Source organism: Chitinophaga costaii (genome assembly GCF_900094705.1).
GTDB lineage: Bacteria > Bacteroidota > Bacteroidia > Chitinophagales > Chitinophagaceae > Chitinophaga > Chitinophaga costaii.
In genome coordinates, this window is the sequence record NZ_FMAR01000019.1 from 51,326 (window position 1) to 78,300 (window position 26,975).

Sequence of the window (26,975 nt, forward strand, 5' to 3'; positions counted from 1 at the left end):
CTGCATTGCATAAAGGTGGCCTATCTGGGTACCTCTACATTTTTCAAAATATCCTGTATCACTTCATCGGTAGAAATGCCTTCCATCTCGCGCTCGGGGGTGAGTATAATGCGATGGCGCAGGATGTGGGGGGCAATATAGCGGATGTCGTCTGGTGTTACAAAATCGCGGTTGGCCATAGCAGCCACGGTTTTGGCACAGTTCATCACCGCCAGCGATGCCCGGGGCGATGCTCCCATGAACAACGAAGCATTGAGCCGGGTGGCTTGTATTATATCGGAAATATAATGTAGTAGCTTATCTTCTACCACCACGCTACGGATTTGCTCCTGGAAAGCTTTAATCTGCGCCCCACTCACTATCTTGGCCGCGCTCAGCGCGCTGCCGCCTTTGCGGTGCTGCTGGTGGGCCAATTGCAGCATGGTAACCTCTTCCGCCGCAGTAGGGTAGTGTACGATGATCTTAAACAGGAAACGGTCTAGCTGGGCCTCCGGCAAGCGGTAGGTGCCCTCCTGTTCAATGGGGTTCTGCGTGGCAATCACCATAAAAGGTCCGTCCAGTTTATAAGTAATGCCATCGTTAGTGATCTGCTGTTCTTCCATCACTTCAAAGAGTGCGGCCTGGGTCTTGGCCGGGGCACGGTTTATCTCATCCGTCAGCACAATGTTGGCAAACACAGGACCTTTCTTATATTCGAACTCCCGGCTGTTGGGGTTAAATACAGCAGTACCCAATACATCGGCAGGCATGAGGTCTGGGGTAAATTGTATGCGGGCAAATTGCGCGTCCACGCATTGGGCCAGCAGTTTGGAGGCCAGGGTCTTGGCCACCCCCGGCACACCTTCTATGAGTATATGTCCTTCAGAAAGCAGGCCGGTGATCAGCAGGTCCACCATGCCGTGCTGGCCTACGATCACTTTTCCGATCTCCGCACGGATGGCGTTGATGATCTCATGCAGGGCAGAGAAATCGGTGCGGGTCTGAAAACTTTGCAATTCCATTTCTTCCATTGACTAACTATTTTGATAAAATTGATGAGTAGCGGTATAAAAATTATGCAACTGCAAGTCGCTAAGCTGCGGTTCCAGGCGTACCTGGTGTATGTACTGGATAAGCTGCCGGGTTTGTTCGCTGGGATAGCCCGATTTGCGGGCCAGCGTTTCTGCAAATTCTTCGTTAAGGTGCTGGGTGTTCAGGTTATAACGGGTACGGATATACTCCAACAGGTGTTGCACCATTTTGTGAGCCAGGTTGCTGTTGTCGTGATGTTCGTAATATAATTTGCCCAGGGTGGTCACAAACTCCACGGAGGTGTTGGTAAGCGGTGGAATGTCGGGAATAATGCGTTGCCGGCGTTTGCTTTCAAACAGCACATAAAAGAGCGCCGTGAGTATCGTGAGCCAGAATGCCCAGCGCATAGCCGGGTAGCGCATCAGTACCTGCCATTCGGAGAAATCTCCCTCCCGGGGCTTGGTTTGTAATTTATAAAATTCGTCCCAGTACAGTGTATTGTTCGTTTCATACTCTGGCGCATAGTTCATGACGGCTTCCAACATTTTGCTGTTGTCTTTATGTAACAGCGGGTAATTGGTAAGGATTACCGGATCTAGCAACACCAGCAGGTGGCCCTGGCCTTTATTCACAAGGATAAAGTTAGGCTGGTTTATATTATTTTCTCCCAGGATAGTGGTCACCGCAGTGTCTACGGAGGTGAAATAATTTTCGGACATAATGCCCTTGTAGAAAAAGCTTGGCGTGTCTATGCGGGGGCTTACAAAATGTTCTGCCCGGCTCAAGCCTGCCGTGTTGTATAGACCTGGAAGGCTGTCACTGATGGTAAATCCAAATGTTTGTTGCAGCAAGGTATCGGGAGCGCAGACGCCCAATACCAGCGTATTGCCATCCATAACAAACGACTCCATAGACCGCACATCTGCCGCGTCGGTAAAACTTTGTTTGGCCAGTATCACGTACACATTGCCTCCACTTTTCATAGAAGCGTTTTTGTTGTAAGCCGATGCAAAGGGGCGGGTAATCACCGAAGGCGTTTGATCTTTCCACAACTTACCCAGCCACTGGTACACCACATAGCCGCCATACGGATTTTTGTCTTTGTACTGGAAGGTAACGTTTCCGGGTTGTTGCATGTCCAGCGGCGTTGTTGGCGATTCCCCCACCTTGCTTAAGATCAGCAGGATGATGAATAACACCAGCAGGATAGCCACGGGTATGATGATGAATTTTAGTTTCACGATGGTCCAAGCTCGTTTTTAAAAGTGTTGAATTGCTGACGGATCAGCTCAAAGTCCTGTTGGCTCAGGGGGAAATTGCCGTAACACACATATTCGTAATCCAGCGTCAATACCGAGAAGTTGTTGTGCCAGCGTGTATTTGTCAGGTCACGCAGGTAATCGCGATTAGTCTTGTTAGGTCCCAAATGAATAAGCCCTTTCCGTTGCAGTTGTTGCAAAGTGTAAAGGTAAAGATACCGTACACCGGCGGTCCAATTGGCCGCATGAATAGCCTGTTCCAGCAGGAGTTGAAAATTGGCGTTTTGTATGTCTTCCACCATTTTTTCTTCCACATCTGGCAACGCCATGGGCTTTTGCTTGCGGGCAAATAACTTGATATCATTATTGCGCAAAATATAGAGGATGGCAAAAATAAGCGTGGCCGCCAGTAGTACAATTAATACGGGCGTAAAAATACGGCTCAGTATGCCCAGCAGCACGACCAAAAACCTGGGCGGTGGCTTAGGTGTGGTTTCGTAATTGAATTCTTTTTTGCTACGCAGCGATTGGGCAGCATTGGCGGGCAACTGCCGCGACCAGATGGTAGCATAATCTATTCCTTCGCGGGCATCATCTTCCGGCATTACACTGTCGTACAGCTCCCGTTGGGTACTGCGGATCTGCTCTTCCCGTGTGGCGTAAGGATCGTCTGCCGAAGGAATGGTGGTGGCTGCATCGGAGGCTATTGTGTCTTCAGTAATGGGCACTGTATCTTCTACCGTAGGCTGTGTGTCTTCGGGTGCCTCCGGGTGGAGCGCAGTTTTAAGCAACCCGTTCCTTACATTGGTTCTTTGAGACATCGTATCCTCGATGGCATGGCCTATCAGGGTCTGGCGTGCGTCAGTATTTTGCGCAGGAGCAACGATTTGTTGGGCATGGACTGCTATACCCGTCAGCAATAAGCAAGCTAACAGGGTAAGGAAAACATAATGTTGACAAGGAAAACGCATGCTACACATTCTTTTTTGCGGGCCGGATAATGGCGCCGTCTGGCTCCAGCACATATCCCCTGCGGTGCAGGTAAATAGGATAAAACACGAAATAACCCACCACAAAAGACAAAGACAGGGCCAGGATGGAAATGCTGGCTGCCAGCGGCATGTGCGTATGCCGGGTTACAAAACCTTCCAGGAATCCGGCGCAGAGTAGCATCGGGATCACCATCACCATAATTTTCAACCCGTCTTTGGCCCCTTGTTTCAGGGCATCCACCCGTTTGCGGGTACCGGGAAATAATATTTTGCTGCCCATCACAAAACCAGCGGTGCCAGACAAAATAATAGCCGATATCTCTAGCGTACCATGTATCCAGATCACCAGCACAGAGGCGGCACCCAGCCCTTTGGAAAAAAAATAATATTGGAAGGCACCCAGCATCATCCCATTCACCACCAGCAGGTAAGCAGGGCCCAGGCATAATGCAATGCCCGTTACAAAACAGCTCAAGGCAATGCTAATATTGTTTTTGGCAATCTCCAGGAACATGAGCAGTTCGTTGCCATCGTTGTACACCCCAAAGGGATCGCCCTTGGCAATATTCTGCTCCGTCATATTGATGTAACTATCGCTCAGCACGCCCCGCACAAAGGTGTCGTCATGCGCGGCAGAAAAAGCAGCTATTACGCAGAAAAAAATAAAAAACAGGGTGGTGAACAAAAAAATGCCCTGGTTACGGCGGAAAAGGAGGGGCAGCTCCAGGGCGAAAAAGCTGCGGATGCGGCCCTGGTCTTCCTTGCGGTTTTTATAGATGCGCTGGTAAATGCCCGCAGCCATCCCATTGATGTAGCGGGTTACCTTGCTGTAGCTGTAAAAAGTTTTCGCATAGGCGAGGTCGTCCAGCAGGGTGGTAAACTCGGCGGCCATCTCGTCAGGATCTTTGGCAGGCTCCTGCTGAATTTTTTGCCAGCGCTCCAGGTTACGTTTTATGAAAAGTGACTCTCTCATGCCTTAAATTTACGGGGACGCTGTAGAAATGCGGGCTAAAGAATAAGATTTTTTAAGCACTCACAAGATATAATCATTTTTGTAAATTCGTTCATGGCTTATATTAAAATACCCACTGCCTTTAACATAGATCTTGAATTTGAAGCAGCCGACAGCGGGAAAAGATTGTTTGCCTACCTGATTGATAACGTAGTGCGGGTGGCCTACATCCTGCTTACCTACTGGCTCATCATAGTTTTTATCCGCAACGAAGTGACCCAAATAGTGCTGATTTTACTCGTAGTAGGCCTGCCCATGACGCTTTATTTCTTCCTGACCGAATGGCTCATGGCTGGGCAGTCGCCAGGTAAGCTAGCCATGGGTATTAAAGTGGTAAGCCTCCTGGGCAATCAGCCCTCTGTAGGTCAGATCATGCTGCGCAGCCTTTTACGCATCATTGAAACACCGGCGGTATTCTGGGCCGTAGTGCCGCTGATAGCCATTGCCCGCTCCCCTTACAGCCAGCGCCTGGGCGACCTGGTGGCCGGCACCATCGTCGTAAATACCAAGGCCAAACACTCCATTCAGGATACCATTTTCCGCGATATGTCGCAGATGGATTATCAACCGCAATTTTACCAGATTCTTAAACTGTCCGACAAAGACCTGAACAAAGTGAAAGAACTGCTGGACAGGGCTGCTAAGCAGCACGATTTAGTACTGGCTGCCCGGGTGGCCGAACGTGTAAAAACGGTATTGAAAATAGAAACAAACATGAGCGATATGCAATTCCTGGAAACCTTGCTAAACGATTATAATTACCTGGTAACAAGGGCCTAACCCCTTATCCGCACCATATGAAAAAGCCCTGTCAGGTTTTGCTGACAGGGCTTTTCGTTTAATCTCTAAAACGGAAAATCAACTAAGGCCAATGCTGCCAATGGTAGTGTCCAGGTTCTCCAGCGGCTGGCCGCCAGGGCCGATGTAACGAATGTTGCTGGAGAATGCGAGGATGGGGTAAAAAATGATGGGCAGAAAAATAAGCCCTACCGTAAATCCGGAATCCTTACCAAAACTTTTGCTCAACAAATTGATCATCACGATGGCAATGTAAATATTGTAAAATGGAATAAACAAATATAAAAGCCAGATAGCTGGTTTGCCAATGATTTTTAAGAGAACCAGGGTGCTGTAAATTGGGATCAGCACTGCCCATCCGGGTTGGCCGGCCTTGGTGAAAATTCTCCAGTTGGAGATAGTCAGCAGCAGCATCACCGCAAACCAGAACAGGAAGAAGCCTAGGCCAAAGACGGCAAGACTAGCACTAGAAGATTCGGAATAATAGTCGTTCATAGTTGTTTTGTGTTTAAAGGGTTTTAATACAAGCCTGGAAAATAATTAAATATCCCCATATCTCATAACCTTATCACGGTAGTGTTGGATAACCGGTCGTGGAGCGGCCCACGAATGGTGAGGCCAAATATAAAATCGCCGGGTATGAGGCGGCATATGCTGCGAGCCAGCGCCCGCGAAAAATTAATACGTCCACCTCCGACCATCACTGCCTCGGTACCGGTAAGCCGCTTGCCCAGCGTTTGGCCGCTTAGCCAGGTTTCCTGTAGGGTATAATATAGCAGATACGCCACTATACAACCTACTCCATAGAGCAGCGTAAAAATGCTGGGCAACCCCTCCGCCAAAGGCCGGTGTACCGCCTGGGGAGGGGTGTAGCCAAATACAAACATTGGCAGGTACAGGCACATGAAATTTAATAAGAAAAGGCTCACATAAAACAAGAATCCGTCTACCAGGAAACTCACGGCACGCGCCCATGGCGAAGCGATCGCCCATGAACGCTTTTCTATATCTTCAAGATGTAGTTCGGTAAGGTGCTGGTTTATGGCCATAAGCATAAATCCACCCGGCAGTGGTGGTCAATAAATGTAAGCAAAATATGGGCAAAAAGGCCCGGCCGCTGGCCATTTCCATTACAAAAGCCCCGGCGCATCATGGCCGGGGCTTGCTAAGAATTGTGGGTGAATGTATTATATTTTATTTTTTCTTCACCACCACCGTGCCGGACCAACTGTCGTGCCAGGGCTGATTGCCAAACCCGGAGAAAACTTCAAATGGAACCAGTCGGATAATGCTTCGCACCAAAGCCTTGTCGAAGCCAATTGGCTTTTCGGTGGCAGCATTCAGCACCTGGGTGCGGGATACTAGTTTGCCCAGACTCCGGCCCTTTGTCAGCCCTTCAATTAAGGTATAGTATACCAAAACCAGCAGCGCTCCTGACAGGTAAGACATGCCTGTGCTAATAACGGGTTGTCCGCTTTGTACCGCCTGGCGAATAGCGGCACTGTTTAACGCGCCATACAAGCCGCCGCCTACAAAAATCAGTAAGTACATCAGTAAATAATCGATCAGCAAATTTAAAAAGCGCTGGCCTTTGGTGGCATTTTCCGGTTCATTGAGGTCGTCAAGTTGCAAGCTTGGTTGTGCGCCATTGGGAAGGTTGTATTGTTCCATGGATGTAAATGTTTTTAGGTTACACAGGTGTTGGGTAACGCATCATGAAAGGATAATGAATGAGGGCATCCAGGGCATGGATGGCAGGTCTTTATGCATCGCTATGCATCTTCTTGCCGGGCAAGGCAAGCGTGAACTGGGAGTAGTGGAGGGGGGACAGATGATCTAGGGTATATTTTCAAGGTATGCCGTTTTTATATCAAAGTCTTTTGTGAGTCATCTTTGCCGTTGCTGGTGGGATTTGCTACAGTTGCGTATATAATTCCGGGTACGCTATGCACAAAATACGGTTTGGTGGCAAATATCCAAAGCCTTTTTTTGCAGCAAGCCAGCTGTTTATAAAATTCAATAGAAAAAGGGCATGCCGCCTGCGTTATAATTACATTTAAACCGCCAGCGAATAGGAGCAAATGCCTTAGCTTTGCCGGTTTACAGGGGTGATACGCGGTTTTGCTATACTACATCCATCTGCTGTAAGTTTAAGAAAAGGTACCTGTATGCCGTTGAACTGGAATATTTTTAAATCCCCGTTATTTAAGAAGCTGCATTGGAAAGAGCTGCTGGCGGTATTATTTATCCTGCTGGCCATCTATTTTTTTCGTCAGGAACGCCAGGAGCTGCAATCGCTTATTCCCGCTATTTCCAGCGCCCAACAGGGCTGGGTACTGGCCGGTGTGGGCCTTACCTGTTTTTATATCTTGTTGCAGTCCCTCATGTATGTGTACAGTTTTCGCGCCGTAAACGCAAAACTGGACGCCTGGCGCAGCTTGGAGCTTTTCCTGAAACGTAACTTGATCTCCGTATTCCTGCCCGCTGGTGGCGTAAGCTCATTAGCCTACCTGCCCCAGAGCTTGCGTAAAAACGATTTGCATAAACAGGAAATTCACCAGGCATCCGGCATTTATGGGTTCGTAGGCATTTTGTCCGTGTTCATGGCGGGCATACCTGTGGTGCTTTTTGCCGTTTTACGGCATCCTGCCCAACATATGGAATCCATGGTGGGCCTGGTGAGTATCTGCCTTATCCTAATTGCCGTGGTGGCGCTGGTATGGGCTATCCGCACCAAAAGTGGTTTGTATCGGTGGTTGGAAAAGCAGGTCCCTGCCTTTGCTCAATATATCAACGAAATCTCCTCCTTCGATCTGCAACGCGGCGCCTTTACGAAAACGGTGATCGTGTCGGTACTGATAGAACTGGCCGGCATCGGCCATTTGTACTTGGCTATGCTGGCTTCGGGTGTAGTGCCATCCGTGGAGGCGGCTTGTGTAGGCTACATCGTGGCCACTATTTTCCTGATTGTATCGCCATTCCTGCGCGGGCTGGGCGCCATTGAACTATCGCTGGTCTTTCTGCTTAGCAATTACAATTATACCAATTTGCAGGCGTTGGAAATAACCCTTTTGTATCGCTTGTTCGAGTTTTGGCTGCCCCTGGTAGGCGGGCTGGTGGCTTTTGCGCTCAAAGGGCGCAACCTTATTTTACGACTGGTGCCACCGGTACTCATTTTTTTGCTGGGCATGGTCAATATTTTTTCCGTACTCACTCCACCCCTGGCCAATCGTATGCACGTGCTACGTGCCTACATTCCTGTCGATAGTATCCACGCATCTAACCTGCTCGTAATTTTCATGGGATTGGTGTTGCTGGTCACGGCCACTTTCCTGGTCCGGGGGTTGCGCAGCGCGTGGATCGTGGCGCTGGCCGTGTCTATTCTGTCAGCCATTGGGCATATGAGCAAAGCGCTGGATTATGAAGAAGCGTCCTTGGCCTTGTTCACCGCGCTTACCCTGCTAGCCACCGGCCGGTACTACCGTGTAAAAAGTAGCCGGCAACTGGTGAATATTGGTGTGGTCACGGCGCTGGGTACTTTCGTAGTGGTGGCCGTGTTTGGCTCTATTGGCTTTTATTTCCTGAACTACCGCCATTTCCGCATAGACTTTACCTGGCAACAATCGTTGCTTTATGCCTTCCATTGCTTTTTCCTACTAGAAAATGAAGGCCTGCGCCCCTACACCCGATTTGCAGTGGAATTTCTTACCGCCATTAAAGTACTCGGAGTAACCGCCTGGGCATTCCTGTTTTATACCATCATCCGCCCTTATTTTAAAGTGGCGGAGCGAACGAACATGTCGCAGGAAAAAGCCGCCTTCTACCTGAGCCAGTATGGCGATTCGGTGATGGATTATTTTAAAATCGGAGAAGACAAACTGCTCTTCGTGAGTGATACCCTGGAAGGTTTTATTGCTTACCGCATTGCCAATGGATTTGCCATTGTGCTGGAAGAACCGGTGTGTAAAGAAGCCAATAAACTAGACCTGCTCCGTGAGTTCGACGCCCAATGCCGCAAGATGGGCCTGCGCCCGGCCTTTTACCGGGTGGATGAAGACAGTACTTACTATTTCAACCAGCTCAAAAAGAAGAAACTGCTCATTGGCCAGGAGGCTATCATGGACATCCGAAATTTTACACTGAGTGGCAAGGAAAAGAAATCATTGCGAAATGCGCTCAATAGCCTGGCCACAAAAGGATACACCACTGCTATTCACCGTGCCCCGCAGAAATCCGGGCTGCTCCAGGCCTTGCGCCAGGTGAGCGACGAATGGCTGGCCGAATACGATGTAAAAGAACTTACTTTTTCCCAGGGCCTGTTTGATGCAGCGGTGTTACGCAAACAAGACATCATAACGGTAACAGACAATGAAGGACAGGTAGTAGCCTTCCTCAACATCATCCCCGATTATGCCCCCGGCGAATGTACCTATGACCTGATCCGGAAGACAAACAACGCCCCCGGCGGGGTGATGGATGCACTGCTCATTGCGCTAATCCAGGACGCCCAGGCTGCTGGCCTGCAATACCTGAACCTTGGTATGGTGCCTATGTCGGGGATAGAAGAACCGCAAAATACGGCGGAAAAAGTGGTGAAATTTGCCTACGAAAAAGTGCGGCTCTTTCGCCACTATCAAGGCCTGAGAGAGTTTAAAGAGAAATACGCTACCCGTTGGCTAAATAAATACCTCGTGTACGAACACGATTTCGACCTGCTTCAGTTGCCAGTGGCACTTAGTAAGGTGATGCAACCTTAGTAATATGGATTGAAATTTGTGTTAAGATGATTTTTATAATGCGCACAGATGAGATACTTGAAAAAAGGTTTAACCGTAACACTGGTGATGGGTTGTTTACTATTGACTGCAGGACCGGTCATGGCGCAGCAAAATATAGACGACCTGCCCACTCAGGTGTTACCTGCCGCTAAGGAAGAAGGCCATCCCATCGTTTTCTACCTTACCGGCGATGGGGGAATGAAGAAGTTCAGCAGTAACCTGCTGGCCAGCTTTGCAAAACGTAACTACCCGTGTATTGGCCTTAATTCACTGAAATATTTCTGGAACAAAAAAACGAATGAAGAAGCTTCCGCAGCGGTGGCAGCTTTAATTACCCACTACCAGCAGGCCTGGGGCAAACAACCCGTGATCTTAGTGGGGTATTCTTTTGGGGCCGATGTAATGCCTTTTATCTACAGCCATTTGCCCGCATCCCTGCAGGCCAATGTGAAACAATTGGTATTACTATCGCCCTCCGCCAGCACCGACTTGCAGGTGCATATGGCGGATATGATTGGCAAGCCCGTGAAACGAAGCCTGGACGTTCCTGCAGCAATAAATAAGATCAGTGACAAACCGCTGTTGCTTATTTTCGGCGACAAGGAAAAAGATTTTGACCTTAAAACCCTGACAATTAAAAATTACAAATACATCGTGCTGCCCGGCGGTCATACCTATGATGAAGATGCCAACCGGGTATCCAATGATATCATTGCGCATTTGGAGGAAGAATAATCGAACCGAAAATAGCAGGCCGGCCTGGGTTAAAATGCCCGGGCTTTTTAGGTGGCCTGCCATTGGGGCGGACTTTGGTAGCTGTTAAGAGCAGATCGTTTTAATTGTAAATTCCTGTTAATCCATTTATGCGAAGAGATCTTCATTAAACATAGGAGTCCTAACAATAATAAAAAGCTGTAAAATACCATCATTTGCTGGTTTATGGTCACATTCAGGTAGCGGCAAAAGGGGGAAGGGTAATAGGCGATAAACGAAAACGGGAGAGCAGTACGCAACGGGATAGCTGCGTACTGCCTGGTGGTGGCTATAGATCTACTTCATTGAGTACGGACTGGGAGAAGTGTACATTGAAGCCGCCTTTTTCAGCATAATAGTAACTCTCTTTATACCGGTCGTATTCAATGGGGGCACCCAATTCACGCATCATTTTCAAGAATTCAAACAAGGTTCTTTCAGAAATACGCATCCGCTTGGCCAGGGCAGCAGGTGTGCCAGTGCCTTTTATGCGGATCAGGTGGTCGATGGTCTGTAAACGGTCGAAATAACGCTTGGGCATATACTTAAGCTTTGTGGTTAACAATAAAGTTTTTTATAACGATGGCCGGATAATGGATATAAATTGCTCGTTTCCTGGCCAGGAATACGTACAGGGAATTGAATGCCGTGGGCCTGCGGCCATTGCCATTGGGCATTATAAGGAATGGTTCTGGCACAAGGAGTAAGAGTGCAAAGTATCTACACTGCATGCGGGTGTCTTTTAATGTTAACCGGCGCCTGCCTATCAGACGGAGCCATTGTCCAATGGGGGATATTTCTTACTCAATAAATGGGTGTTTGGCCAATCTTGAAAAAACAATTGCTTGAAGGCGGTCAATCCTTGAATACGCTAAACTGTCAAAATGTAACAACGGCAATGGGTAAATGGATAGGCTGTGTCGTGCAAATTGTTTCTGAATGGCTAACCGGGTTTACATTGACTGAATGATGTAGCCCGGCAGTCTTATATTTCGTAAGGGTGGGCAATTTATCCCCTGCGTATGCAAGATATAAAAGTAAAACGCAGGAATGCCGCAGGAGATACCGTTATGGCCGCGTTTGGCATTAAAAGCTAAAATGGGAAATAAAAGTTTTAATTACTTGAAAATAAATTATTTAAACATTGTCTTCGTCATGCAATCATTATCAGATCACCGGGAATATGCAAATAATTACCTTTCCCTTACAAAAGAAAAATCCCCGCCGCCGGGGCGACAGGGATTAGTAGCATAATGCTGTTTCTTTGGGGACAAAAATGAGTATGAATAATGAAAAACTTATTTTCTTCGCTAAAGATAATTCGATCCATATAGGTGATCGTTAACGCTATGTTAATGAGCTGCTAGCAGGGATAAATTTCTGCGGCCCCAGGAATTACGGGTGTTGCCTGCGACCAAATATCCTCTGCACATTCTATGCAGGCTTTGAATTACTTTTATAACTGCCTAGGCAATTTACCAGGCAGGCAATGCCGCTGCCATAAAAACCACTTTATAATGATGAAACTTTCTCCCACGTTGTACGCAGGCTTAATAGCTATAAGCCTGTGCTGGTCCATGCCTGCCATGGCGCAGTTACCTAAAACAAAAATAATCAATACCAATGCCCGCATGCGCGGCACTCCGGATTATGCCGGTATGAACACCTTCGTTAGTAATCTGCTTGCCAAAATGACGCTGGAAGAGAAACTTGGCCAGTTAAATCTCCTGACCAGCGATATGGATGTTACAGGACCCAGCATACGCGCCAGTTACAAGCAGGATATTTTAGCCGGCCGCTGTGGTAATATCTTCAACGCCTATACGCCGCAATATACCCGCCAGTTGCAGGAACTGGCCATGCAAACCCGCTTGAAAATTCCGTTGCTCTTTGGTTTTGATGTAATTCATGGCCACAAAACCATTTTCCCCATTCCACTGGGTGAAGCCTGTAGCTGGGATATGGCGCTGCTGGAAAAAAGTGCCCACATTGCCGCCACAGAAGCCGCGGCAGACGGCCTGCATTGGACCTATTCCCCCATGGTAGACATAGCCCGCGATCCTCGTTGGGGCCGCGTTTCAGAGGGGGTAGGCGAAGATACCTGGTACGGAGTACAAGTGGCCAAGGCCAAGGTAAAAGGCTACCAGGGTACCACCCTGGGGGCCAACGATGCGGTGCTGGCCTGTGTAAAACACTTTGCTTTGTATGGAGCTGTAGAAGCGGGCCGCGATTATAACACCGTAGACATGAGCCGCCGTATGATGTACCAATATTACCTGCCGCCTTATAAAGCAGCGGTAGATGCCGGCGTAGCCTCGGTAATGACCTCTTTTAATGAAGTGGATGGCATTCCCGCTACCGCCAATAAATGGCTGATGACAGACCTGCTGCGCAATGAATGGGGCTTTAAAGGTTTTGTGGTGACAGACTATACAGCTATTAATGAAATGCTTAACCACGGTGTTGGTAAAAACAATTACGATGTAGGCGGCCTGGCCCTCAATGCCGGAGTGGATATGGACATGCAGGGCAGCGTATACATCAGCGAAGGCAAAAAATTGCTGGATGATAAAAAAATCTCCCTCGCCCAAATTAATACCGCCGTAACCCGCGTGCTGGAAGCCAAGTATAAGCTAGGCCTGTTCAGCGACCCGTATAAGTTTAGCGACAGCCTCCGCGCTCAAAAAGAGATCATGAGTACGGCCAACCTGGAAGCGGCCCGCAACATTGCCAAACATGCCATCGTGCTGCTGAAAAATGAGCAGCAAATATTGCCCCTTAAAAAGAGCGGCACCATCGCCGTAGTAGGCCCCCTGGCAGATGACCAGCGGGATATGATAGGCAGTTGGAGCGCCGCCGGAGACTGGCACAAAGCAGTGAGTATCCTGGATGGCATTAAAGCGCAGGCAGGTAATGCTACAGTACTTTATGCCAAAGGTGCCAACGTGCTGAGTGATACTGTTTTGATCAAAAAACTAAATGCCACCGGCGGCAACATTGTGCTGGACGATAGAACGCCCAACGCGCTGATCGCCGAAGCAGTTGCCACGGCCCAAAAAGCTGATGTAGTGGTGCTGGCCCTGGGCGAAACCTGCGGCATGAGCGGGGAAGCCGCCAGCCGCTCCAACCTGGATATTCCCGATAACCAGCGCCCCTTGTTGGAAGCCCTGCTAAAAACCGGTAAACCCCTGGTACTATTGCTCAGCAATGGACATCCGCTTACCCTCACCTGGGAAGATGCCCACGTGCCGGCCATCCTGGAAACCTGGTTCCTAGGTACCGAAGCTGGCCACGCCATTGCAGATGTGCTTTTCGGCGCTTACAATCCTTCCGGAAAACTTACCATGAGTTTTCCCCGTGTAGTAGGCCAGATACCAGTGTATTACAACCACAAAAACACAGGCCGCCCCTTTAACGATGCCAATAAATATTCCTCTAAATACCTGGACGTGGCTAATGATCCGCTGTATCCGTTTGGATATGGGTTGAGTTATACAAAATTTGATTACAGTAATTTAAAGGTAGACGCCGCCCAACTGGTGCCGGGTAAGTCTTTGAACGTATCTGTAACCGTTACCAACAGTGGCAACTTCGATGGCGAAGAAGTGGTGCAGCTTTACCTCCGTGACCTGGTAGGCAGCGTAACGCGTCCGGTAAAGGAATTGAAAGGCTTCCGCAAGTTGCTGCTGCATAAAGGAGAATCCCAAACCCTGCACTTCACCATCACCCCAGAAGACCTGAAGTTTTACGACAAAGACATGCATTGGACCAGTGAGCCTGGCGATTTCACCGTATTTGTGGGAGGCAACAGCCGCGATGTGCTAAGTGCTGATTTCACTTTGTTAGAGAAATAATTTCCCCGCTTTTATTGGAAAGGCTGCCCTAGTTTAAAACGAAGGCAGCCTTTTTTGTGCGCAGCCAGGAAGACGGCTACTTGGCTACTCACATTCCCCTGTACAGCTCAATAAAGCCCCTGACTCCGCTGAAAACGGGCTTCTTTATAGCAGTGATGAGAAGCGTTAAACAATTGTTATATATTAGGAAATAAATAATATATTACTTATATTGCAATAGACCAAGTGAGGTTGAAGATAAAAAAGTACCTATGAAACGTTGGATTGAAGATCTGTATGTGATCTACCAAAAATTAGAGGCCAGCGAGTGGCGTGAAGTAAAAAGAGAGATTGTAAACGCGCAGGTAAATGGCTGCAGTGGAGGGGAGATTTATTTTCTGGTATTGCAGCAACTCCTGAAAATTAAAAGAGAGAAGGCATCCGCTTATGCCCTTATACAGCGGGAAGCAGAAAGCATTATCCGCTTTGGTGCTAACCAGACCTACCTGAACTGATTAAAGCGCAACCGCCTATACTAACTGCGTATCTGGGATACTTCCCAGCGCCCGTTTTTGCTACCGCAATTCATGCAACATTTGCTGGGCCTTTCCATAATTGGGTGCAGTTTGAGGAACCTTCACCAGCCAGCTAATAGCCTGGGGGCTGTTGTGTTGCCTTTCGTAGGTCAGGGCCATGTAAAAAGCTGCCTCATAGCGGAGGGTGGCTTGTTCTTCGGCATAAACAGACTGGAGTAATTTTCTGGCTGATGCCAGACTGTCCAGTTCCATCAGGCTTACGCCCTTATATAATAAACTCAAGGTGTCGGAAGGAAATTGGGCCAGTTGCTTATCCAGTAATTGCAGTGCTTCCTTAAAATGCCGCCGGTTAAATGCTTTGGCAGCCTGCTGTTGTAAAATCGAAGCCGTGTCGGGGAGTGCCATTTCCACAGAGGAAAATTGGAGATAAATATTTTTTTTCCAGGGGCTTAAAAATAATAAACTGGCAAGTATGCAAGCTCCAATGGCAATGCTGATCATAAGCTGCGGCATGAGGCGGTCGCTACGACGCTCTGGCTCTTTGTTCCGGTTGGCCATGCGTTTCTCAAATGCGTGGCGGTGTAATAATTGTTTGGCTTGTTGCTTTTCCAAGGCCCGCCGCCAGGTTTCATTCTCTTTCACCTTAATCTCGAAGGCCATCAGCTCATCATCTGTCATCACGCCATCCAGGTATCGGTCTATTTCTAAATAGTCAGCTTGTTGTAGCATACAGGTGTTGTGTTATGATAGGTTGTAGGGATTGTTGCTGCAAAAATACCGCCAAGGGTATTTGCAGGACACTAAATTACGACTTCGCGCACGCGTAAAACTAAATATTAAGAGAGCAGAAAGGGAGCAGCGGGTGTGGTGCAGGCCCATGGCTGGATGGTGCAAATACTTGTGTGTGGTATCAGAAGGTGTGCAATGAATTGTTGAGCTGGAATAGCAAAGCGATTAGCTTCTCCATTTCCTTTTCGCCGATCAAGGATATGTAGTATTTTTTAATCTCTGCCAGGCAGGCACTGGTATCTATGATCAGTTGTTTTCCCTTATCGGTGAGGAAAACCACGCTGGCGCGGGCGTCGGTAGTGTGTTTGCGGGTATAGATGTAACCGGCTGCTTCCAGGTTTTTAACCACCTTACTCATAGCCTGTTTGGTAATGCGGGCCTTGCGCGCCAGCTCGTTATTAATGGTACCCTGCACATCTATATTGGCCACCAGCGACATGTCGCCCAGTTTAAAATCGGTATAGCCTCGCTGCACCAGCGCTTCCCCCAGGCGCGCATCCATATCTTTCTTTAATAAATTGTTCAGCCGGGCCAGGCTCCGGGGGCGCAACAGGCAAACTTCCATCAACCGATGGTCTAATGCATGCTCCATAAAATACTTATCAATTTTTAATATTCCTTTTACCTTTTTTAAAGAAACAGGCGCTAAAATAACTATTCTTCCGAAGGGAGGCTGTTTCTTTTGTTGAAAGTTAAATTTACCAAAAAAGGTCAACTAATGTGACTTTTTTGGTAAACTTAGTTTACCTTTGTTTTATCAAAAACACATCATCACCGGGCGTTGTGAAAGCAGTCGCAGGGAAAAAGTGAAGATGGATGGCATGAAATGTTTTGGATAGTCTGCTGAATAAAATCGTAATAGCCAAAGAACCAATAGCATAAGGAAGCAGATTGTGGGGGGGCCTGGCCCCAGGCCGTGAAATTGATATTTTTGATTGAATTTAGTAAGCCGCACCTGGCGGAACAGGATAAATGCCAGGCTTGGATGAAAGAAGTTAAGTGATAGGATTTATTTGTTTTCGTAGTGTGTTTTGATCCCCGGTGCTTTCGCATCGGGGATATTTTTTTTAAAGACTATCGGGCAATGGCCTCCAGGTACTGCGGAGGTTATGCCATTGATAGCGATAAGCAATTGCCCATGCACTCATCCATAACCTCCTTTGTAACTATAACCTTCCTGTTTCTTGGTGCCGGATGCTATTTACTTCACCTCCCATTTTATGCCTTCCTTTAGCCCCAGTTCCAGCCCCCTTAATTCTGCCAGGCCTTTCAGGCGGCCAATGGCGCTATAGCCGGGATTCACTTTTTTGTGCAGGTCGTCCAGCAGCTGTGCGCCATGATCAGGGCGCATGGGGATACTTTCGTTGCGTTTCATCATCAGGGCCAGGATATTGCGTACTACGGAGGGCATATCTACATCACCTTCCAGGTGAGGGGCTTCGTAGAAATTGCCCCATTCGTCGCGTTTGGTACTGCGCAAGTGCAAAAAATAAATGCGATGCCCCAGGCGGGCAATCATACCGGGCAGGTCGTTTTCCGGGTTCACGCCAAAAGAACCGGTGCAGAAGCACAACCCGTTGGAGGCGTAGGGTGCACCGGTAAGCAATTCGCGTACGTCCTGTTCAGTGCTTACAATACGGGGTAGGCCCAGGATGGGGAAGGGGGGATCATCTGGGTGAATAGCCAACCTTATGCCTGCTTCGTCGGCCACGGGCGCTACTTGTTGCAGGAAAAAATAGAGGTGCAGTTTCAGTTGGGTAGCGTCAATATCTTTGTAGGTGGCCAGTTGCTGGCGGAGTTGCTCCACTGTCCAGCTTTCCTCGGCGCCTGGCAGGCCGGCCATGATATTCTGCTGAATCTGGATGCGCTCTATGGGCGTCATACTATCGAAATATTCCTTGGCACGGTCTATCTCATCGGGCGCATAGTCCTGGAAAGCATTTTCCCGGCTCAGGATAAAGAGATCGAAAGCGGTGAAGGCCGTTTTATTGAATTGTAGCACCTTGCTGCCGTCTGCCAGGGTATGGGCCAGGTCGGTACGGGTCCAGTCCAGCACGGGCATAAAATTATAGGTCACAGTTTTGATGCCGCAGGAGGCCAGGTTACGCAGGCTTTGCTGGTAATTGGAAATATATTCCCGGAAGCGTCCGCTTTGGGTTTTGATGGCTTCGTGTACGGGCAAGCTTTCCACAACCGACCAGGTAAGGCCGGCGTTTTCTATTTCCTGTTTGCGCTTTTCAATTTCCGCTACCGGCCAAACGGCACCGTTTGGAATGTGATGTAAGGCGGTCACAATGCCCGTGGCACCGGCCTGCCTAATATCTGCAAGACTAACCGGGTCTGCCGGTCCAAACCAGCGCCATGTTTGTTCCATACGGAGCATCTTCATATCTGTATTCGCATTTTTTTGAGCGGTCAAAAATAGAATTTTTACTGTTGGCAGTACAGAAATAATTGGAAGATGAAGCTGGAGCAGTTGAAGGCAATGCCGGTAATAGCCACAGAAGCAAGCGGCTGGGGCGGTTATCCGGTAGAAGCTATCAGGCTATTAAATAAAAATTTTAATAGCCAAGTGAGTGTATCCTACAACATCTTTTGGGCAGCCAGGTTTGTGGCAGGTGATGGCTCGCATCATGCGGTTAAGTTACGGGACCTGTTATTAGCCGGGTTAAAGCCATCGATACAAATAAAGCATACGGTCATGCCGGCAGTTTTTCAAAATAGGGGTTTCCCAGCCTTTTATCATTCATTGGTGTTGGCAGAATTGATCTTTGATTTTCCTGCCGCTTTGCGGTCCATTTTTGCCTCCAGGTGTTCTTTCTTCTGCATGTTCCAGTCGTTGAATTTCTTATACTGCTGGGCGGTGAGTACCGATTTAAACCGCTGGTTACGTTCCGTGCTCAATCCCTGCAACTGTTGCATTTTTTCTTTTTGCGGCAAAGCGGAATTATGTTTTATACTATCCGTGCGGTGGATAATGTCTGTATTAATGGCGAGAATCTGGGCGTTTTGGGCAGAGGTAAGTTTTAATTCCCTTTTCAGCTTATCGCTCATTTTGTCGGCACGGCCGGCTACTGTCCAGCGTTTACTATGGGAAGTATCTTGTTGTGCCCGAGCAGGGGAAAGGGCAATAATAACCAGGAAGAGGGGGAGTAGGATCGCTGTTTTCATAACCTAGACTTTTATCGCAGTATTTGACCATTCATAAAAAAAACCGGTAAATGTTAGCGGCTGGCACTGCGATACCCTAAATTTAAGGCATCAACTTTAATCTAAATTCTGCTTTACTTAAAAAAATCTCATCCTCATGAAGAATGGGTTATCGCTCTTTAATCCGGCCGGTCGTATATCGCGCCGGCGGATGCCTGCTCTACTATGGCCGGGAGGCTTTTGTGTGCTGGCCGGTTTGTTGTGGCCATCTGTTATGCAGGCCCAGCAAACGTTCCCGGTAAATGGTGTGGCCGATCCGCGCATCAATTGTTATGCCTTTACCCACGCCACCCTGGTAAAAGATCCTCAGACCACCCTGGCAAACGCTACCCTTGTGATCCGGGAAGGCAGGATTGTGACCGCCGCTCCCGGTGCTGCCGTACCTTTGGATGCTGTGGTGATAGACTGTAAAGGCAAATATATTTACCCTTCTTTTATAGATCTCTATAGCGACTATGGCGTTACGGTAGCGCCCCGTGCGGGCCGCAATTATGGTGCGGGGCCCCAATTCATTTCTTCCACCAAAGGAGCTTACAACTGGAACCAGGCCATTCGCGCCGAGGTGAATGCCAGTGCGCTTTTTGCCGCCGACTTCGGGAAGGCCGCTACCTTGCGGGAAGCGGGTTTCGGTACAGTACTTACCCATGCGCAAGACGGCATTGCCCGGGGTAGCGGTGCTGTAGTAACCTTGGCTGCTGAGCGGGAAAATAAAGTACTGCTCAAAGCCAGGGCCTCTGCTCATTATACCTTCAACAAGGGCAGCTCCACCCAGGACTATCCCGGTTCGCTGATGGGCTGTATTGCCCTGCTGCGACAAACCTACCTGGATGCCCAATGGTATAAGTCGCAGCCCGCCCGCGAAGGCCAGAACCTGAGCTTACAGGCTTGGAACGAGAACCAGTCCTTGCCGCAGATATTTGAAGCCGCCGATAAATGGAATGTGCTGCGGGCCGATAAGATAGGCGACGAATTTGGCGTGCAATATATTTTTAAAGCCGGAGGTAATGAATACCAGCGCCTACCGGAAATGGCCGCCACTAAAGGCACCTTTATCCTGCCAGTAAATTTTCCTGCTGCTTATGATGTTGAAGATCCCAACGACGCCCGTTTCCTGGCCCTCAGCGATATGAAACACTGGGAACTGGCACCCACAGAACCAGGCGCATTTGAAAAAGCCGGCATTCCTTTCTGCCTCACTGCTGCCGACCTTAAAGATGTAAAATCCTTTTTGGCCAATGTGCGCAAGGCCATCGACTATGGCCTTACTCCGGAAAAAGCGCTGGAGGCACTTACCCGTGTACCCGCTTCCCTGCTGAAGATAAGCGACCAGGTAGGTACTCTGGAACCCGGCAAGCTGGCCAACTTCCTGGTGACCTCCGGCCCGCTGTTTAACGAAAATACCGTGTTATACCAGAACTGGGTACAGGGTATCCGATATGTGCTTAAAAACGAAGGCTGGCAGGATATACGCGGCACTTATACCCTGAGCGTAAATGGCCCTCAGGGCAACAGTCAATATACCCTGCTGCTCAAAGGCAGCGCCAACACACCTGCGCTGGTTGTATTACAGCAAGACAGCATTGCCGGCACCTTTAATATTGAAGACCAGTTTGTAAAAATCGCATTCCCCCTCACCAAAAACGGCAGCCGTACCCTGCGCCTTTCCGGCCTGGCAGGAGCCGGCTCCTGGAATGGTACGGGGTTGGATACTAGTGGTAATCCGGTGAAATGGACCTCAACTTACGCTAACGGCTATACGCCAACAGCAGATTCCTCTAAAAAGAAAGTACCCGCCGATCTTGGGAAAATTTACTATCCCTTCCTTGGCGATGGTTTTGAAACAAAGCCCAAACAACAGGATATCCTCATCAAAAATGCTACGGTGTGGACAAGTGAAAGCGAAAGCGTTCTTCCTAATACCGACGTGCTGCTGCGCGGTGGCAAGATTGCGCAGATCGGAAAAAACCTGGCCGCAGCCAATGCCCGCGTTATAGACGGCACCGGCAAATACCTTACCGCTGGTATTATAGACGAACACTCCCACATTGCTATATCAAGCGGGGTGAATGAAGGATCGCAATCCGTAACGTCGGAAGTACGCATTGCTGATGTGATTAACCCCGAAGATATTAATATCTATCGCCAACTGAGCGGCGGGGTTACTACTTCGCACTTATTGCATGGTTCTGCCAACACTATCGGTGGCCAGTCGCAGCTCGTAAAATTGCGATGGGGTGCCAATGCGGAGGAAATGAAATTCACTAATTGGGATCCCTTTATCAAATTTGCCCTGGGAGAAAACGTAAAGCAATCCAATTGGGGGGATCGCCAGCGCGAACGCTTTCCGCAAACCCGCATGGGGGTAGAACAGGTGCTGTACGACGCTTTCACCCGCGCACATGATTACGACCAGGAAGGCCCGGGCAAACGCCGTGACCTGGAACTGGACGCCTTGGTGGAGATATTGCACCATAAACGTTTTATCACCTGCCACTCTTATGTGCAAAGTGAGATCAACATGCTGATGCATACCGCCGATCATTTCGGCTTTACCATTAATACTTTCACCCACATTCTGGAAGGCTATAAGGTGGCCGACAAAATGAAGGCCCATGGCGCCGGTGCGGGTACCTTTGCCGACTGGTGGGCCTACAAGATGGAAGTGCTGGATGCCATTCCTTATAACGCCATGCTTATGCAACAGGAAGGCCTTACTGTGGCTATCAACTCCGACGATGCGGAGATGGCCCGCCGGCTAAACCAGGAAGCCGCCAAGACCGTAAAATATGGAGGTAACACGGAAGCTGATGCCTGGAAAATGGTAACCATCAACCCCGCTAAACTGTTGCATATAGCCGACCGCGTAGGCAGCATTAAAACCGGCAAAGACGCCGATGTGGTGCTATGGAGTGATAATCCGCTGAGTATTTATGCCAAGGCGGAAAAAACGATTGTAGACGGTATCGTATACTTCGACCGCGACCTGGATACTCAAATGCACCAGCGTATTACTGCTGAAAAAAATCGCCTTGTACAAAAAATGCTGGCCGAAAAGAAAAAAGGCGGGGGTACCCAGAAAGCCGTGCCTACCCGCGATGATCATTATCACTGCGAAGACCTGCAAGGCGGCCACCAAAACGATTTACTGGATGGCGACGCCGTGGCGGAAGCCGGCCAATAATTTAATCATCGAATCCTGCATCACTATATGAAAAAAATATTCCTTGCAATAAGTTTCCTGCTGGCTGGCTACAACATGGTGTTGGCGCAGGAAACGGTGTATCCGGCACCGGCACAGACCTCGGTTATCTTTCTTAAAAATGCTACCCTCCACCTGGGCAATGGCACCGTGATAGAAAACGGCGTCATCGGTTTTTCCCAGGGCAAAATTATTGCAGTGGGTGCCAACGCACCCATCCCGGCAGCTATAAAAGTGTACGACCTGCAAGGCCAGCACGTGTATCCCGGCATTATTGCGCCAAACACTAACCTGGGCCTCGTGGAAGTGGAAGCCGTACGCGCCACCGACGACGCTACGGAGGTAGGTGAACTGAACCCCAGCGTGCGTGCTATTGTGTCTTACAATACCGATTCCAAGGTGATTAACACCCTGCGCGTAAATGGTATCCTGCTGGCCAACATTGTTCCTGAAGGCGGTTTGCTTAGCGGCTCCTCTTCGGTGGTGCAGCTAGACGGATGGAACTGGGAAGATGCTGCTTACAAAACAGATAATGGCTTGCATGTGTACCTGCCCCGCCTCCTGGTGCGCAGCAACCCGTTTGGCCCGGGGGCCGGTCTGGGGAACGATGTTATTAAGTCATCGCTAGACCGTATTGAAAAACTAAAAGTGTTCTTCCGGGAAGCCAAAGCCTACCTGGCCGAGCCTAAACATACCGCTACCAACCTGAAATTTGAGTCTACCCGCCGCCTGTTTTCCAAGGATGAAAAATTGTTCATTCACTGTGAGCTGGTGAAGGAAATGCTGATCGCCACTCAGTTTGCTGACGAATTTGGCTTTGATGTAGTGATCGTGGGCGGTACGGATGCCTGGCAGATTGCAGACATCCTGCATCAAAAAAATATAGCGGTGATCGTGAACCAGCCGCATAGCCTGCCCTTGTCGCAAGACGATGATGTGGATCAGCCTTATAAAACGCCGGCCCAATTGCAGAAAGCGGGCGTGTTGTTCTGTATAGGCAACGAAGGCTTCTGGCAGCAGCGCAACCTGATGTTTAATGCCGGCACCGCTGCCGCCTATGGCCTGGGGAAAGAGGAAGCCCTGCGCGCTATTACCCTGAACGCCGCGAAAATATTAGGGATAGATAAAGTTACCGGGTCGCTGGAGGTAGGCAAAGATGCTAATATCGTTGTAAGCACTGGCGATATTTTGGACATGCGTACCAATAACATTACCCAAGCATTTATCCAGGGCCGCGAGATCAGTCTGGATAATAAGCAGAAACAATTGTACGAACGTTACAAATACAAGTACGGGATCAAGTAAAAAAGTTCCTGGTAATAATAAAGCTGCACCGGAAAAGTGCAGCTTTATTATTACCTAAAAATTGGAGGCTTAGTTTAACAATACCTGCCGGGAGAAGGGTTTAAACACTCTCGATAAGGCATGAATGCGGGTATTAATTTCACTGGTATTGTCTGTTTCCATCACTTGTTGCAGCGCTGTGGTTGCGGCTTGCAGGATGTTATGTTCTGAAGCGGTTAGCTGGTCGCTGTGTTTGTCGGTGAAGTCCTGCACGGCATCCATCAGTTGCTGGGCTTCAGACTGGGCTACTACCAGCATGCGGGCCACATCATCTTCGCGGGCATGCAGGCGCGAGCTTTCCACCATGTCTTTGATCTCTTCGGGCGACAGTCCATAGCCAGGGTGCATTTCCACTTGCTGTTCCACGCCGGTGGCTTGCTCTACCGCTTTCACGTTGAGCAACCCGTCTTGGTCCAGGCTAAAAGACACGATCACTTCCGGGATGCCGGCCGGCATACAGGGAATGCCATGCAGCGTAAAACTACCCAGGCGGCGGTTATCTCGAACCATATCGCGTTCGCCCTGGTACACGGCTATTTTCATATTGCGCTGACCGTCTTTTTGTGTGGTATACTGATGGCCTACGCTTACTGGCAGGCGGGCATTGCGGGATATCAGCACATCCATTACACCACCCATAGTTTCAATGCCCAGGGAAAGGGGCGTTACATCTAGCACTGCTAGGTGATGGGCATCTTCGGCCAGCAGGCTGCCCAGCAGGGCGGCGCCCAATACAGTGGCATTTTCAGGATGCAGTTCATCTTTAACCAGGTGATTAAAATAATTGCTTACCTGCTCCTGCACCAGCGGCAATTGCGTGGCGCCGCCGGTAAGCCACACTTCATCCAATGCGCTGATCTGTATTCCAGCATCTTGCAATGCATCTTCGCAATAAGACAAGGTTTCGGCAATAATAGGTTGGGCTATGACATTCAGTTCCTCGCGGGACAGGCTTAGCGCCAGATTCTCGAAACGCCCGGTGTAAGTGTCATTTTTAGAGAGATGTTCTTTGGCCAAACGCGCCTGGGTAAGCAGCCCATGCAATACCGGTTTATTACTCCACAGCGATTGTTTTTCAATTTCGTTTTGGCGGGCCCAGTGCAACACAATTTGCTCATCTATCTGCAAGCTGCCCAGGTGCAGGCTGCCCGTGGTGCCCAGTACTTTTACCTGACCGTGTTCCAGGCGCAGTACCGCCATTTCAAAAGTGCCTGCACCCAGGTCGTACACTACTACCTGTTTGGCCGTGCCAGCAGGCAAGGCCCGGGCCTGGGGCAGTGCGGCCACAGCCGCGCCATTTACAAGCCTTACTACCTCCAGCCCGGCCAGCCGGCCAGCCTGGCGGATAGCCTGGCGTTGGGTTTCGTCGAATAGGGCGGGTACGGCGATCACCGCTTCTTTAATGGGCTGGCCCACGGTAGCCTCCATTTCTTCGCGCAGGTGCATGAAAAGCAGGGAAATGATGGCGGCCGGGTGGTATAATTTATCATCGGCCAGGATGTTAGCATATCCGCCAGCATCGGCTTTCAGCGGGCAGCAGTACCAGTTGGCCTCCGTACCCAGCGTCTTCAGTTCTGTACCCAGCAAGCGTTTTACGTTGGTGATGGTGCGGGTAGGCGCTTGTGAGGCTTGCGACTGGGCGGCCACGCCAGCCACGGCAGGGCCTTTTTGAGGAATAAAAATAACGGATGGCATGGCAGTGGGGACACATATGGGTGGGGCGTTCTTTTGTAGGAGAGCGGCACGGCAAAATGCGCTGCCGAAGTCGATGGCCAGTATGCCGGGGGATTGGGAGTGTTGCATAAAATGATCATTTTACGGAAATGGAACAAAAACCTGCCCGATCGTGGAAGGGGGCGGGAACGTGGAATATTAATCAAACTTTACACCAATGAAGGCGGGTTCGTTCTATTAATTTACTACAAAAAAACGGGATTGCCGCCGCCGGATTTATTTATACCACAAAAAGGCAGAATTATACCCTGCCCCGGAAAATACCCCCATTATTATGTAGGTTTGCACAAATTTTAAAAAGAAGATGAACCTGATCGAAGAACTGCGCTGGCGGGGCATGCTGCAAGATATTATGCCCGGCACTGAAGAACAGTTGCAGCAGGAAATGACCATTGGCTATATTGGTTTCGACCCTACAGCAGACTCGCTGCATATTGGCAGCCTGGTGCCTATTATCCTGCTGGTACATTTGCAAAAGGCTGGGCACAAACCCATTGCCCTGGTAGGAGGCGCTACCGGCATGGTAGGTGATCCTTCTTTCAAGGCGGAAGAACGCAAAATGCTGGATGAAATCACGCTGCAACACAACCAGGCAGGCATCCGCGCCCAACTGGAACGCTTCCTGGATTTTAACCCTTCCCTGCCCAACGCTGCCGAGATTGTGAATAATTTCGACTGGTTTAAAAGCTTCACCTTCCTGGATTTTATCCGTGAAGTGGGCAAACATATCACGGTAAATTACATGATGTCCAAAGACTCCGTGCGTAAGCGCCTGGAAGGGGATAATGGCATGTCGTTCACCGAATTTACTTACCAGCTTATTCAGGGATATGATTTCTTCCACCTTTTCACCGATAAAAAGGTGAAACTGCAAATGGGCGGCTCCGACCAGTGGGGAAATATCGTAACGGGTACAGAACTCATTCGGCGCAAGGCAGGTGGCGAAGCCTTTGCTTTTACTTGCAAGCTGCTCACCAAATCAGACGGCAGCAAGTTCGGGAAGTCTGAAGGTGGCAACGTATGGTTGGACCGTAACAAAACCTCTCCCTACAAGTTTTACCAGTACTGGCTTAACTGCGCCGATGAGGATGCAGCCCGGTTCATCAAAATATTCACCTTCCTGGATCAGCCCACCATCAATGCGTTAATTGACAAACATGCCGGGGAGCCTCACCTGCGCCTGTTACAGAAAGAGCTGGCCCGGCTGCTCACCATTTTTGTACACAGTGAAAGCGATTACGAATTTGCCGTAAAGGCCAGTGAAATGCTGTTTGGCAATAATACGGCCGACATGCTGCGTAGCCTGGATGAGCGCCAGTTGCTGGAAGTGCTGGATGGAGTAGACCAGGTAAAAATTACCCGTGCTGCACTGGCCGAGGCCAAAGACATTGTAAGTTTCACCGCCGACAATGGTATTTTTCCAAGCAAAAGTGAAGCGCGTAAAATGGTGCAAAACGGTGGGGTAAGTATTAATAAACAAAAGGTAGAAGGTATTGATGCTACGGTTAACGAACAGCACCTGCTCAATGAAAAATACATCCTGGTGCAGAAAGGCAAACGCAATTACTACCTGGTAGTCGTGCAATAAAGGAATAAAACATCAGATAGGAGCGGAGGCTAAGGGTACCCGCTTTTTTTGGTGCGCCACGCATGGCGATAAACTAGACGGTGTAAGTCCGTTATGGGGGTATGTAATCGCCAACCATTAGCCAAGAGCAAGGGTGTCC

General features: G+C 49.2%; 22 protein-coding genes. 9 read left to right on the forward strand and 13 right to left on the reverse strand.

All coding sequences use genetic code 11. The features are described from left to right. Nucleotides 1–20 precede the first annotated feature (20 nt). From GA0116948_RS19430 to GA0116948_RS19445, 4 genes are read right to left on the reverse strand one after another with little or no spacing between them, the layout of a single operon-like run. Nucleotides 21–1,010 (reverse strand): AAA family ATPase, encoded by a 990-nt coding sequence (locus tag GA0116948_RS19430; protein ID WP_240619267.1) that lies wholly within the window; start codon nucleotides 1,008–1,010, stop codon nucleotides 21–23. 3 nt (nucleotides 1,011–1,013) lie between these two features. Then, entirely contained in the window at nucleotides 1,014–2,252 is a 1,239-nt protein-coding gene (locus GA0116948_RS19435; protein WP_089715330.1) for a DUF4350 domain-containing protein, read from the reverse strand. Continuing rightward, nucleotides 2,249–3,241, reverse strand: coding sequence for a DUF4129 domain-containing protein (locus tag GA0116948_RS19440; protein ID WP_089715332.1), 993 nt, complete (start codon nucleotides 3,239–3,241; stop codon nucleotides 2,249–2,251). Before GA0116948_RS19440 ends, GA0116948_RS19435 begins: the two co-directional genes overlap by 4 nt. A gap of 1 nt (nucleotide 3,242) precedes the next feature. Next, nucleotides 3,243–4,235: a stage II sporulation protein M gene (locus GA0116948_RS19445; RefSeq protein ID WP_089715333.1), complete on the reverse strand. Its 993-nt coding sequence runs from the start codon at nucleotides 4,233–4,235 to the stop codon at nucleotides 3,243–3,245. Between the two features lie 93 nt (nucleotides 4,236–4,328). On the opposite strand from GA0116948_RS19445, the gene GA0116948_RS19450 reads away from it, so the two are divergent. Next, entirely contained in the window at nucleotides 4,329–5,054 is a 726-nt protein-coding gene (locus tag GA0116948_RS19450) for an RDD family protein (protein ID WP_089715335.1), read from the forward strand. A gap of 78 nt (nucleotides 5,055–5,132) precedes the next feature. Here GA0116948_RS19450 and GA0116948_RS19455 read toward each other — a convergent pair whose 3' ends face one another. The 3 genes from GA0116948_RS19455 to GA0116948_RS19465 form a co-directional block, all read right to left on the reverse strand. Further along, a complete protein-coding gene (locus tag GA0116948_RS19455; protein WP_240619266.1) occupies nucleotides 5,133–5,567 on the reverse strand; it encodes a DUF5684 domain-containing protein in 435 nt (144 codons plus the stop codon). A 62-nt stretch (nucleotides 5,568–5,629) separates the two neighbouring features. After that, nucleotides 5,630–6,121, reverse strand: coding sequence for an RDD family protein (locus GA0116948_RS19460; RefSeq protein ID WP_170876092.1), 492 nt, complete (start codon nucleotides 6,119–6,121; stop codon nucleotides 5,630–5,632). Nucleotides 6,122–6,266: 145 nt separating this feature from the next. Continuing rightward, nucleotides 6,267–6,743: an RDD family protein gene (locus tag GA0116948_RS19465; protein ID WP_089715339.1), complete on the reverse strand. Its 477-nt coding sequence runs from the start codon at nucleotides 6,741–6,743 to the stop codon at nucleotides 6,267–6,269. A gap of 497 nt (nucleotides 6,744–7,240) precedes the next feature. Here GA0116948_RS19465 and GA0116948_RS19470 point away from each other — a divergent pair, with 497 nt between their 5' ends. Then, nucleotides 7,241–9,829, forward strand: a complete 2,589-nt coding sequence (locus tag GA0116948_RS19470; RefSeq protein ID WP_089715341.1) for a phosphatidylglycerol lysyltransferase domain-containing protein — start codon at nucleotides 7,241–7,243, stop codon at nucleotides 9,827–9,829. 48 nt (nucleotides 9,830–9,877) lie between these two features. Beyond that, the gene (locus GA0116948_RS19475) at nucleotides 9,878–10,585 is read left to right on the forward strand and encodes an AcvB/VirJ family lysyl-phosphatidylglycerol hydrolase (protein WP_089715343.1); all 708 of its coding nucleotides are present in this window, start codon (nucleotides 9,878–9,880) and stop codon (nucleotides 10,583–10,585) included. Nucleotides 10,586–10,892: 307 nt separating this feature from the next. On the opposite strand, the gene GA0116948_RS19480 is transcribed toward GA0116948_RS19475, so the two are convergent. Further along, nucleotides 10,893–11,144, reverse strand: a complete 252-nt coding sequence (locus GA0116948_RS19480) for a hypothetical protein (protein WP_089715345.1) — start codon at nucleotides 11,142–11,144, stop codon at nucleotides 10,893–10,895. Between the two features lie 509 nt (nucleotides 11,145–11,653). Here GA0116948_RS19480 and GA0116948_RS21120 point away from each other — a divergent pair. From GA0116948_RS21120 to GA0116948_RS19490, 3 genes are all read left to right on the forward strand, one after another. After that, entirely contained in the window at nucleotides 11,654–11,857 is a 204-nt protein-coding gene (locus GA0116948_RS21120; RefSeq protein ID WP_123891870.1) for a hypothetical protein, read from the forward strand. 263 nt (nucleotides 11,858–12,120) lie between these two features. After that, complete coding sequence (gene bglX / locus GA0116948_RS19485; RefSeq protein WP_240619265.1) at nucleotides 12,121–14,457, forward strand: beta-glucosidase BglX; 2,337 nt, start codon at nucleotides 12,121–12,123, stop codon at nucleotides 14,455–14,457. Between the two features lie 251 nt (nucleotides 14,458–14,708). Then, complete coding sequence (locus GA0116948_RS19490; protein ID WP_089715346.1) at nucleotides 14,709–14,951, forward strand: hypothetical protein; 243 nt, start codon at nucleotides 14,709–14,711, stop codon at nucleotides 14,949–14,951. A 60-nt stretch (nucleotides 14,952–15,011) separates the two neighbouring features. Here the strand turns inward: GA0116948_RS19490 and GA0116948_RS19495 are convergent, their stop codons facing one another. The 4 genes from GA0116948_RS19495 to GA0116948_RS19510 form a co-directional block, all read right to left on the reverse strand. Continuing rightward, a complete protein-coding gene (locus tag GA0116948_RS19495; RefSeq protein ID WP_123891869.1) occupies nucleotides 15,012–15,701 on the reverse strand; it encodes a tetratricopeptide repeat protein in 690 nt (229 codons plus the stop codon). 181 nt (nucleotides 15,702–15,882) lie between these two features. Continuing rightward, complete coding sequence (locus tag GA0116948_RS19500; RefSeq protein WP_123891868.1) at nucleotides 15,883–16,353, reverse strand: MarR family winged helix-turn-helix transcriptional regulator; 471 nt, start codon at nucleotides 16,351–16,353, stop codon at nucleotides 15,883–15,885. Nucleotides 16,354–16,962: 609 nt separating this feature from the next. Then, nucleotides 16,963–18,150, reverse strand: coding sequence for a mannonate dehydratase (gene uxuA / locus GA0116948_RS19505; protein ID WP_205686183.1), 1,188 nt, complete (start codon nucleotides 18,148–18,150; stop codon nucleotides 16,963–16,965). A 353-nt stretch (nucleotides 18,151–18,503) separates the two neighbouring features. Next, nucleotides 18,504–18,932, reverse strand: coding sequence for a hypothetical protein (locus GA0116948_RS19510; RefSeq protein ID WP_089715352.1), 429 nt, complete (start codon nucleotides 18,930–18,932; stop codon nucleotides 18,504–18,506). A gap of 136 nt (nucleotides 18,933–19,068) precedes the next feature. On the opposite strand from GA0116948_RS19510, the gene GA0116948_RS19515 reads away from it, so the two are divergent. Together GA0116948_RS19515 and GA0116948_RS19520 are read left to right on the forward strand one after the other, a co-directional pair. Next, nucleotides 19,069–22,152 (forward strand): amidohydrolase family protein, encoded by a 3,084-nt coding sequence (locus GA0116948_RS19515; RefSeq protein WP_240619264.1) that lies wholly within the window; start codon nucleotides 19,069–19,071, stop codon nucleotides 22,150–22,152. A gap of 27 nt (nucleotides 22,153–22,179) precedes the next feature. Beyond that, nucleotides 22,180–23,475 (forward strand): amidohydrolase family protein, encoded by a 1,296-nt coding sequence (locus tag GA0116948_RS19520; protein WP_089715354.1) that lies wholly within the window; start codon nucleotides 22,180–22,182, stop codon nucleotides 23,473–23,475. A 69-nt stretch (nucleotides 23,476–23,544) separates the two neighbouring features. Here GA0116948_RS19520 and GA0116948_RS19525 read toward each other — a convergent pair whose 3' ends face one another. After that, nucleotides 23,545–25,317: an Hsp70 family protein gene (locus tag GA0116948_RS19525; protein WP_089715356.1), complete on the reverse strand. Its 1,773-nt coding sequence runs from the start codon at nucleotides 25,315–25,317 to the stop codon at nucleotides 23,545–23,547. 235 nt (nucleotides 25,318–25,552) lie between these two features. Between GA0116948_RS19525 and tyrS the strand changes: the two genes are divergently transcribed. Then, nucleotides 25,553–26,836, forward strand: a complete 1,284-nt coding sequence (tyrS, locus tag GA0116948_RS19530; protein WP_089715358.1) for a tyrosine--tRNA ligase — start codon at nucleotides 25,553–25,555, stop codon at nucleotides 26,834–26,836. The last annotated feature ends 139 nt before the right edge of the window (nucleotides 26,837–26,975 follow it).